The organism is Sutcliffiella halmapala (assembly GCF_050107295.1).
In the GTDB taxonomy this organism is placed as follows: Bacteria; Bacillota; Bacilli; order Bacillales; family Bacillaceae_I; genus Sutcliffiella_A; species Sutcliffiella_A halmapala_A.
Window position 1 is genome coordinate 1 of the sequence record NZ_JBNIKR010000034.1, and the last position, 403, is coordinate 403.

Genomic DNA, 403 nt, shown 5'->3' on the forward strand with positions numbered 1-403 from the left:
TAACACCCGAAGTCGGTGGGGTAACCTTTTGGAGCCAGCCGCCTAAGGTGGGACAGATGATTGGGGTGAAGTCGTAACAAGGTAGCCGTATCGGAAGGTGCGGCTGGATCACCTCCTTTCTAAGGAAAAAGACGCTGTTTGTTTTGTTTAGTTTTGAGAGAGCATTCTCTCTAATATGTTCCTTGAAAACTAGATAACGTTAAGTAATATCAAGATACATTCACAAGTATCGTTCATCTTAGTAATTTTCTTTTAAGATATCATCGCTGATATCGAAAAAACATGACAATTAGTTTGTCAACGGTTAAGTTATTAAGGGCGCACGGTGGATGCCTTGGCACTAGGAGCCGATGAAGGACGGGACTAACACCGATATGCTTCGGGGAGCTGTAAGTAAGCTTTG

At 43.2% G+C, this 403-nt stretch carries 2 rRNA genes; both read left to right on the forward strand.

Features of this window, described 5'->3' with window-relative positions:
* Window positions 1-119 (forward strand): 16S ribosomal RNA (locus ACQCT5_RS22895); the annotation flags it as partial.
* A 183-nt stretch (window positions 120-302) separates the two neighbouring features.
* Window positions 303-403, forward strand: a 23S ribosomal RNA gene (locus tag ACQCT5_RS22900); the annotation flags it as partial.